The organism is Streptomyces sp. SID5785, assembly GCF_009870065.1.
Classification (GTDB): Bacteria; Actinomycetota; Actinomycetes; order Streptomycetales; family Streptomycetaceae; genus Streptomyces.
The window spans coordinates 1-8,701 of the sequence record NZ_WWIA01000809.1 but is presented as its reverse complement, the minus strand read 5'-3'; the positions used below and the strand labels follow the sequence as shown (position 1 = coordinate 8,701).

At 73.7% G+C, this 8,701-nt stretch carries 8 protein-coding genes, 1 pseudogene and 1 riboswitch; of the genes and pseudogenes, 6 read left to right on the top strand and 3 right to left on the bottom strand.

The genetic code is table 11. The features are described 5' to 3' along the window. The 3 genes from manD to GTW43_RS26400 form a co-directional block, all read left to right on the top strand. Positions 1 to 1,028 (top strand): D-mannonate dehydratase ManD (gene manD, locus GTW43_RS26410; protein ID WP_161304473.1); only part of this gene is annotated, 1,028 nt, incomplete at its 5' end. 117 nt (positions 1,029 to 1,145) lie between these two features. Further along, positions 1,146 to 1,694: a hypothetical protein gene (locus tag GTW43_RS26405; protein WP_202501953.1), complete on the top strand. Its 549-nt coding sequence runs from the start codon at positions 1,146 to 1,148 to the stop codon at positions 1,692 to 1,694. Positions 1,695 to 1,923: 229 nt separating this feature from the next. Continuing rightward, positions 1,924 to 2,685, top strand: a complete 762-nt coding sequence (locus GTW43_RS26400; RefSeq protein ID WP_161304472.1) for an SDR family oxidoreductase — start codon at positions 1,924 to 1,926, stop codon at positions 2,683 to 2,685. Between the two features lie 126 nt (positions 2,686 to 2,811). Here GTW43_RS26400 and GTW43_RS26395 read toward each other — a convergent pair whose 3' ends face one another. After that, positions 2,812 to 4,269, bottom strand: a complete 1,458-nt coding sequence (locus GTW43_RS26395; RefSeq protein WP_161304471.1) for an MFS transporter — start codon at positions 4,267 to 4,269, stop codon at positions 2,812 to 2,814. A 168-nt stretch (positions 4,270 to 4,437) separates the two neighbouring features. Here GTW43_RS26395 and GTW43_RS26390 point away from each other — a divergent pair, with 168 nt between their 5' ends. After that, positions 4,438 to 5,100: a TetR/AcrR family transcriptional regulator gene (locus GTW43_RS26390; RefSeq protein WP_161304474.1), complete on the top strand. Its 663-nt coding sequence runs from the start codon at positions 4,438 to 4,440 to the stop codon at positions 5,098 to 5,100. 21 nt (positions 5,101 to 5,121) lie between these two features. Here GTW43_RS26390 and GTW43_RS26385 read toward each other — a convergent pair whose 3' ends face one another. Beyond that, complete coding sequence (locus tag GTW43_RS26385) at positions 5,122 to 6,123, bottom strand: phosphate/phosphite/phosphonate ABC transporter substrate-binding protein (protein ID WP_161304470.1); 1,002 nt, start codon at positions 6,121 to 6,123, stop codon at positions 5,122 to 5,124. 108 nt (positions 6,124 to 6,231) lie between these two features. Here GTW43_RS26385 and GTW43_RS26380 point away from each other — a divergent pair, with 108 nt between their 5' ends. Beyond that, a complete protein-coding gene (locus GTW43_RS26380) occupies positions 6,232 to 7,101 on the top strand; it encodes a LysR family transcriptional regulator (protein WP_161304469.1) in 870 nt (289 codons plus the stop codon). 25 nt (positions 7,102 to 7,126) lie between these two features. Here GTW43_RS26380 and GTW43_RS26375 read toward each other — a convergent pair whose 3' ends face one another. Next, a complete protein-coding gene (locus GTW43_RS26375) occupies positions 7,127 to 8,008 on the bottom strand; it encodes a bifunctional 5,10-methylenetetrahydrofolate dehydrogenase/5,10-methenyltetrahydrofolate cyclohydrolase (RefSeq protein ID WP_161304468.1) in 882 nt (293 codons plus the stop codon). 21 nt (positions 8,009 to 8,029) lie between these two features. After that, positions 8,030 to 8,115: riboswitch (ZMP/ZTP riboswitch) on the bottom strand. Positions 8,116 to 8,342: 227 nt separating this feature from the next. On the opposite strand from GTW43_RS26375, the pseudogene GTW43_RS26370 reads away from it, so the two are divergent. Next, positions 8,343 to 8,701 (top strand): annotated as a pseudogene (locus GTW43_RS26370) (hypothetical protein); the annotation flags it as partial.

The window sequence follows — 8,701 nt, the reverse complement described above, 5'->3', positions numbered from 1 at the left end:
TCGAGGACACCTGGCAGTACCTGTACCGCGGCGCGTACTGGCGGCGCGGGCCCGTCACCATGGCCGCGATCGCCGCGGTCGACGTCGCGTTGTGGGACATCAAGGCGAAGGCGGCGGGACTCCCGCTCTACCAGCTCCTCGGCGGCGCCTGCCGCGAGCGCGTGCGCACCTACGGGCACGCGAACGGACGGGACATCCCCGAACTCCTCGACTCCGTCCGGGCCACGCTCGACGACGGTCACCAGGCCGTCCGCATCCAGTCCGGCATCCCCGGCCTCCGGGCCGTCTACGGCGTCCACACCACCGACGGCGCCGGCGCCGCGGTCCCGCACCAGCAGGCACGCCCGCGCGTCGAGGACTGGGACACCGACGCCTATCTGCGGTTCCTCCCCACCGTCTTCGAGGCCGTCCGCGCCGAGTTCGGTGCCGAGCTGCCGCTGCTCCACGACGCGCACCACCGGCTCACCCCGGTCCAGGCCGCCCGCCTCGGCAAGGACCTCGAGCCCTACCGGCCCTTCTGGCTCGAGGACTGCACGCCCGCCGAGAACCAGGAGGCGCTGCGGCTGGTCCGGCGGCACACGACGACGCCGCTCGCCCTCGGCGAGGTCTTCAACACCGTCCACGACTACCAGGCCCTGATCACCGAGCAGTTGATCGACTACGTGCGCTCCGCCGTGACGCACTTCGGTGGCGTCACCCCGCTGCGCAAGCTCTTCGACTTCGCCGCCCAGTACCAGATCAGGAGCGCGATCCACGGCCCTGAGGACATCTCGCCCGTGGGCATGGCGGCCGCGGTCCATCTCGACCTGGCCGTCCACAACTTCGGCATCCAGGAGTACTCGGGACACACGGCGCTCACCGAGGAGGTGTTCCGCCATGCCTACACGTTCGCCGACGGGCACCTCCACCCGGGCGAGGCGCCCGGCATCGGCGTGGAGCTGGACGAGGACCTCGCGGCCCGGCACCCGTACGAGGCGGCCTACCTGCCGGTGAACCGGCTGGCGGACGGGAGCGTGCACGACTGGTGAGCAGGGCGGCCCGCGCCGGGCGGCGTCCAGGACCGGCGCCGTCCCTCCGCCGCGCGGCGGAGGCGGCCGGTACCGGGGGAGGAGGTCCCTGCCGGGCGCCACGGCCAGGCTGGACCCATGAGCCGAGACCGTACGAACATGAACCCCGGCCGGGCGGCGTGGGCCCGGCCGCTCGCCGCCGCCGTCGCCTGCGCGGGCGCCCTCGCCTACACCGTCAGCAAGGTGGACCTGGCCCGCAGGGAAGAGCTGGGCATGCCGGGCTTCCCCGCACCGCAGTCCTCGTACGCCGGGCGCAGCGGCAGCGACGTCCTCTCTGCCCAACTGGGCAACGCGGGCCTCGGACTCGGCATGGCGGCCGTCGCGTTGCTGCTCCTCCTGCCGCTCACAGGACGCCTGGTCCGCTGGACGGTCTGGGCCGTGTCCTGGACGGGGATCGCCATGGTCACGGCGGGCGTCGTCGGATTCACCGCCCGGGCGACCGGTGCCGCCCCCGGCCTGGGCGAGCCCCCACCGCATCCGGCGCCCGCCGTGGCGGCCCTGGTGGTGGGGGCGGTGTGGGCCGCAGCCTGGATCGTGGTGACGGTCGGCTCGATGCGCCGGCCGCGGACCGTGCCCGCGGGCCGGAGCCCGGCACGCCCCCGGCCCGAGGCCCTCACGTCCCGCTGAGCCCGCGGCGCCGAGGCGACCCGGCGGTGTGCGGGGGCGTCGGACGTCTCACGTAGAGTCCACGCGCGTAAGCACCAACGGGCCGCCAGGTCCTGACGCCGTCAGGTCCGTGCCCACGCCCGGCCCGTGGCGTCAGGTCCGCCGACCAGGAGAGTGCCATGCCCTGCCGTGCCCTCACCCCATCCGCCCCGCCGCTCGTCCGGCGTGTCCCGCGCGGGGAGGCCGTGCGATGAGGTCCGTGCTGGTGACGGGTGGTTCGCGGGGGATCGGGCGGGCGGTCGCGCTGGCGTTCGCCCGGAGCGGCGACCGGGTCGCGGTGCAGTACGCGAGCGACCGCGCGGAGGCCGAGGAGACGCTGAGGCAGTTGCCCGGCGAGGGACACGCGGTGCTCCGGGCCGACCTCGGCGAGTCCGGCGCCGCCGAGCAGCTCGTCGAGCGGGCCGTCGCGGCCCTGGGATCGGTGGACGTCCTGGTCAACAACGCGGGAGTGGCGCCGACGGCGGCGAACCGGCATCCGGTCGCCGGTACCCCGCTGGCGGACTGGCAGCGCGTGTGGCGGCGCATGGTCGACGTGAACCTGCTCGCACCGGCCGATCTGTGCTGGGCCGTCGCCCGGCACCTCATCGAGCGCGGCGACGGCGGTGCCATCGTCAACGTCGGTTCCCGCGGCGCCTTCAAGGGGGAGCCCGACTTCCCCGCGTACGGGACGACCAAGGCCGCCCTGCACGCGCTGGGCCAGTCGCTCGCCGTCGCCCTCGCACCGCACGGCATCGCGGTCACCTCGGTCGCCCCGGGCTTCGTGGCCACGGAGCGCCAGGCGGCCCGGCTGGCGGGGCCGGAGGGCGCGGACCTGCGGGCGCAGAGCCCGTTCGGCCGGGTCGGCACCGCGGAGGAGATCGCCGCGACCGTGCACTTCCTGGCCTCTCCCGCGGCGATGTGGGCGTCGGGCACGGTCGTCGATCTCAACGGCGCGTCCCACCTGCGCCTGTGACGGCGGCGCCGGGGGAGACACCACGCCGGGCCGGTCCCGGGGATCGGGGCCGGCCCGGCGTGGTGCGGGCGGCGCGGGTGCGGCACGGAGCCACGTGTCGCGGATGCGCGCCCGCGGGTCGGTGCCTCAGGCGTGCTCGTCCACGGTGTGCGAGTTCGTGAGCGTGAGCGCGCCGCCGGTCGCGATCAGTCCGACGATCACGGCGAGCACCCCGTAGGCGATCCGCTCGCCGTGGAAGAACGACTGCACGAGGTCACTGCGCCACACCCCCGCGGGCAGCTGCGTGGTGACCAGCGCGGCGATCAGCGTGCCGATGACCGCCGTGCCGACGCTGGTGCCGACCTCCTGGGCGGTGTCGTTGAGCGCGGTGCCGATCGAGGTGCGGTTGGCGGGCATCGCCTCGACCAGCGCGACGGCGCAGATCGTCATCACGGTGCGCAGCCCGACGGTCATCACGACCATGGAGGCGGCGATGGCGGCGTACCCGTGGTCGACGCCCCAGGCGAGACCGGCCAGTGAGACGGTCAGACAGGCCGCGCCGACCAGACAGGCGACGCGGTGCCCGAACCTCTTGCCGAGCCACTCCGACAGCGGGGTCGCGGCGATCATGGTCACGATGATCGGCAGGTTCGCCAGACCGGCCCGCATGGGGCTCCAGCCGTAGGCGTACTGGAAGTGGAGGATCAGTCCGAACATCACGCCGGCCATCGCGATCGAGGTGCCGATCTGGGCGATGGCGGCGCCGCGGACGGTGCCGCTCGAGAAGAGGCGCAGGTCCAGCATCGGGGCCTTGCTGCGGCGCTCGTGCACCACGAACGCGCAGCCCGCGACCAGGGCGCCGACGATCGACGCGAGCGTCGCCGTCGAGAGCCAGCCGTGCTCGACGCCGCTGGTCAGCGAGTAGCAGGCCAGTCCGATGGTGAGGACGCTCAGGACGGCGCCCGGCAGGTCGAGCCTGTCCCGGGTGAGGTCCTGCGGCCGGTCGGGCGCGACGCCGAGGCGCACGCCGACGGCGGCGATCAGGGCGATCGGCGCGTTGACGACCAGGAGCCACTCCCAGCGCACGTGGGTCAGCACGGAGCCGCCCAGGAGCGGGCCGAGCACGAAGCCGGACATGCCGACGACGATCATCAGGGTCATCGCGCGCATGCGCAGCGCCTGATCGTCGAACAGGCGGAAGACCAGCGAGTTGGTGATCGGCGCCATCGCGGCGGCCGCGACGCCGAGCCCGGCGCGCAGGGCGATGAGCTCGCCGGCGGACTCGACCGCGACGACGCACAGGCTGAGCAGGCCGAAGACGGCGAGGCCGACGAGCAGGACGCGGCGGCGCCCCAGGCGGTCGGCCATGGATCCCGCCGTGAGCAGCAGGCCGCCGAAGGTCAGTGAATAGGCGCCGGTGACCCACTGCAGCGCGGTCGTGCCGCTGCCGAGGTCGCGGCCGATGGTGGGCAGGGCGATGGACAGCAGCGTGTTGTCGACCATCTCGACGAAGAAGGCCAGACAGAGCGCGGCCAGGGGGATCCAGGCGGCGCGCAGCGACGGATAGGTACGGGTCGAAGCGGGCTCGGTGGCGGTGGTGGTCATGGCCGGCCTCCTTTCGGGAACGTCGTCGACGATCGAACGACGTTCCATACTAGAACGTCGTTCGATGAGGGGGCAAATTGTGATTGGATGGAGGGCATGACACGCCCGCGACCCAGCTCCGCCGACGCCGGAGGTTCCCCCCGGGGGCGCCGGCGCGCCACGCACTCCATGGAGGCCGTCCTCACCGCGGCCGTGGCCCTGCTCGACGAGGCGGGCGCGTCGGCGCTGACGTTCCGCGCCCTCGCCGCGCGCCTCGGCACGGGCGTCGGGACGATCTACTGGTACGTGTCGAACAAGGACGAGCTGTTCGACCGCGCCACCGACCACGCCATCGGCGGGGTCCTGGCCGCCGTCGAGGACCAGCCGGAGACCGCCGACCCGATCGACGACCTGCGGGTGATGGCCGTGGCGCTGTTCGACGCGATCGTGGACCGGCCGTGGCTGTCGGCCTACTTCATGCGCAACACCGACGTGCAGGGGAACTCGCTGCGGCTGTACGAGAAGCTCGGTCAGCAGACGCTCCGCCTCGACCTCACCCCGCGCGAGCGCTTCCACGCGGTGTCGGCGGTGACGGGCGTCGTCGTCGGCACGGCCGCCGACCTGGGCGCGGAGATTCCGCAGGAGCTGCTGGACGGTGAGGTGGGCCGGGACGAGTACCTCGACCGCTACGCGCAGTCGTGGCGGTCGCTCGACGCGGGCGAGTTCCCGTTCGTCCGGCAGATCGCCGACGAGTTCGCCGGGCACGACGACCGGGACCAGTTCCTCGCCGCGCTGGAGCTGACCCTGGCCGGCCTCCGCCTCCAGGCCGGCCCCGGGCCCGGCCCGCGCTGACCGCGGCCCCGGCCGCCGGGGTCAGGTGTCCAGCAGCTCGGCGGCGAAGATCTCGTCCACGGTCCAGCGGCGCGAGGACAGCCCCTGCTCGACGTGGTACCGCAGGAACGTGTCGAGCGTCGTGCGGTTGGCGGAGACCCCGTAGGGCCACCAGTCCTCCGGGAAGAGGTCCGCGTTGCGGTCCACCAGGGAGTTCATCCACGGCACCATCGTCTGCGCCTGGTACCACCTGCGGCGCTGCCGGTAGCGGTCGGCCGACAGGTCCTTCGCCCGGGTGAACGCACGCTGGACGGAGTGCGCGAGCTCCGGCCGCTCGCGCAGCAGGTCCCTGCGCATCACCACCGTGTGCATGATCGGGAAGATGCCGGTCCGCCGGTAGTAGTCGCGTTCCACCGCTTCGAAGTCGGGGAACAGCCGCGTGACGTTCGGGGACCCGTCGAGGACGCACTGCGGCACGTTCGCGGTGAACAGCACGTCGATCTCGCCGGCGTCGAGCATGCCGCCCAGCGACTTCCCCTCCGGGGCGGGCCGCACGTCGACATCGGCCGGGTGCGGGTGCGGGGTGAACGCGAACGGCGCCGCGGGACGGTCGAGGCCGCCGATCACCCAGCGGCTCGACTCGGGCCGGAACCCGTACTCGTCCATCAGCACCCCCTTGTTCCACACCCCCGGGTCCTGGCCGTAGGTGCCGAACTCGCCGATGGTCCGGCCCGCCAGGTCCCGGGGGCCGCGGACACCGCTGTGCGTGTTCACGAACACCGCCGAGTGCCGGAACATACGGACCGGGAAGACCGGCAGGGCCACGTACGGCAGGGTTCCGGCCTCCAGGAGCCGGAGGTAGAACGTCAGGCCCAGCTCGGCGACGTCGAACTCCTCGTCGCACACGAGCCGTTCGAAGATCTCCGGAAGGGTGGCCCCGGTCCGCACCGAGACCTCGGCGCCGTCGATCCCGACGCTTCCGTCGAGCAGCGGCCGTGTCGTGTCGTAGGGGAAACAGCCGACCGTGAGTCGCGGCCCGGACATGTGCATCACGCTCCCTCGTCTGCGGATGCCCCCATCGTCGGCCGGTGCGCCGACGGCCGTCCAAGTCCGGCTCGGTACCCCTGATACCCCACGGGTATCGTGCCCGGCGTGGACCTTCGCCAGCTCCGGTACTTCGTCGCCGTCGCCGAGGAGCGGCACGTGGGCCGGGCCGCCGCCCGCCTGCACATGACCCAGCCGCCGCTCAGCCGCGCCATCCGGCAGCTGGAGGACGAACTCGGCGTCGTCCTGTTCGAACGCACCCCGCGCGGCGTCGACCTCGCACCGGCCGGAGCGGTCCTGTACGCGGAGGCGGGCACCCTGCTCGGCGCGGCCGACCGCATCCGCGGCCGGGTACGCGACGCGGCGGGCACGGCGACCCTGACCGTCGGCACCCTGGCCGACACCGCCGAGCAGGTCGGCGCACATCTCGTCCCGCAGTTCCGCGCCCGGTTTCCGCATGTCCGGGTCACGGTGCACGAGACGGACCTCGGGGACCCGACCGCCGGGCTCCGCAACGGCGCGGTGGACGTGGCCCTCACACGGACGCCCTTCGACGCCACGGGCCTGAGCGCGCGGGCCCTGCACGCGGTGCCCGTCGGCGTCGTCCTGCGCACGGACGACCCGCTCGCCGGCCGCGCCACGGTGTCCACGGCGGAGCTGCGAGGACGCCCCTGGGTACGTCTGCCGGAGGGCACCGACCCGGTGTGGGCCGCGTTCTGGACGGGGGAGGGGGACCCCGGGCCCGTCGTCCGGACGATCCAGGAGTGCCTGCAGGCCGCCCTGTGGAACGGGACGGCGGCCGTCGCCCCGGCCGGTCAGCCGGTGCCCCACGGTCTGACCGTCGTCCCCCTCGACGACCGGCCCCGCAGCACGGTGGTCGTGGCCTGGGCGAAGGGCACACGGAGCCCTCTCGTGCGCGCCTTCGCCCAGATCGCCGGTGACACCCTGGGCCACGGTCCGGGACCGCAGCAGGCGTAGAAGAGCCGCCCCCTCCGGTGGACGCTCAGCTGCCGGCGGGGCCCGGGTCGGCGATGCCCGATTGGAGCGCGGCGGCCTCGACGGTCTGCGTGAGCAGGACGGCGATGGTCATCGGACCGACGCCGCCGGGCACGGGCGTGATCAGACCCGCCCGCCCCACCGCGCCGTCGAAGTCCACGTCACCCACGTTCCCCGCGTTGTACCCCGCGTCGACGACCACCGCGCCCGGCTTGATGTCCGCACCGCGGATCAGCCGGGGTCGCCCCACGGCCGCCACCACGACGTCCGTCTCCCGGACGATCTCCGGGAGACCCTCCGTGCGGGAGTGGCAGTACGTGACCGTCGCGTCCTGCGCGAGCAGGAGCATCCCGGCCGGTTTCCCGAGGATCGCGCTGCGCCCCACGACGACGGCCCGCTTCCCGGCGAGCTCCACGTCGTACTCCGCCAGCAGCCGCATGATCCCGCCGGGCGTGCACGACACGAAGCCCGGCAGCCCGAGACTCATGGCCGCGAACGACTGCGACGTCACCCCGTCGACGTCCTTCTCGGGAGCGATGGCGTCGAACGCGGCACGCTCGTCGATGTGCGGGCCGCAGGGATGCTGGAGCAGGATGCCGTGCACGCCCGGATCGGCGGACAGGCCGGCGAGTGTCTCCACGAGCGCGGCGGTCGTGGTGCCGGCGGGCAGGGCGATGTGCCGGGACTCGATACCCGCCTTCGCACAACGCGCCTGCTTCATGCGGACGTAGGTGACCGACGCGGGATCGTCTCCCACCAGTACCGTCGCCAGACACGGGCTGCTGCCCGTGATCCGGGCGATCCGTGCCGCCTTCGTCGCGGTGTCGTCGACGATGCGCCGCGCGAGAGCCGCGCCGTCCATGATGCGGGCCGTCCGAGTCGCAGACATGTCTTCCTCCGGGCGTGAGGGAACGATCGCCCAGGCGCACGGCTGTGACATCGCGTCGAGCCGCTCCCCGGTGGTGCTCCACCCCAGCGCCAGTCACGGCCCGCGACGCACTCTAGCGGACGGCGGGTCCGGCCGGGACGGTGCCGCGGGCGGCATCCGTCCCGCTGGGCAGGAGAGCGGGCCCAGCCGCGGTCACGTGCTGGGGTACCGGCAGATCCGCAGGCGATTCGGCCCCGGACGCGCACGGAAACGACGTCATGCGGCAGAGGTGATGCAATTCCGTTCATCCGCGGTGCCGGGGTGTCCGCCACGGGCGTCGGTCGTTTGACGTGTCATGCCCGAGTCGAAGGGGAGGCTGCGCCCGCGCGCCCCCGAACCCCGCAGTGACCACCAGCCCGAGCGCCGGATAGCCGTCGACCGGGCCGAGGCCGTCCTCGTCGAGCAGTACACGCGCCTGGTGCGGCTCGCCTACCTCGTCCTGCCCGACGACCGGGGCCGCCACCGCCGGGTGCTGGACGCGCACCGCCTCGTCCAGCGCGCTCTCCCGCGCGTCGCCCAGGACCTCGCCGACGGGCCCGACACCGACCCATACGCATGGCTGCGCACCCGCGTCGTCCGCGCCGCGCTCGGCGCCAGGAGGACCCGCGGCCTCCAGCCGGCCGTGATCGGCCTGCGGCTCTTCCCGCGGGCCGG

Excerpts from the sequence above, each read along its gene's own strand:
- GTW43_RS26385 (WP_161304470.1), bottom strand. The coding sequence starts at position 6,123 with ATGTCCGGGCCGCGACTCACGGTCGGCTGTTTCCCCTACGACACGACA.
- GTW43_RS26405 (WP_202501953.1), top strand. The coding sequence starts at position 1,146 with ATGAGCCGAGACCGTACGAACATGAACCCCGGCCGGGCGGCGTGGGCC.
- GTW43_RS26395 (WP_161304471.1), bottom strand. The coding sequence starts at position 4,269 with ATGACCACCACCGCCACCGAGCCCGCTTCGACCCGTACCTATCCGTCG.
- GTW43_RS26400 (WP_161304472.1), top strand. The coding sequence starts at position 1,924 with ATGAGGTCCGTGCTGGTGACGGGTGGTTCGCGGGGGATCGGGCGGGCG.
- GTW43_RS26375 (WP_161304468.1), bottom strand. The coding sequence starts at position 8,008 with ATGTCTGCGACTCGGACGGCCCGCATCATGGACGGCGCGGCTCTCGCG.
- GTW43_RS26390 (WP_161304474.1), top strand. The coding sequence starts at position 4,438 with ATGGAGGCCGTCCTCACCGCGGCCGTGGCCCTGCTCGACGAGGCGGGC.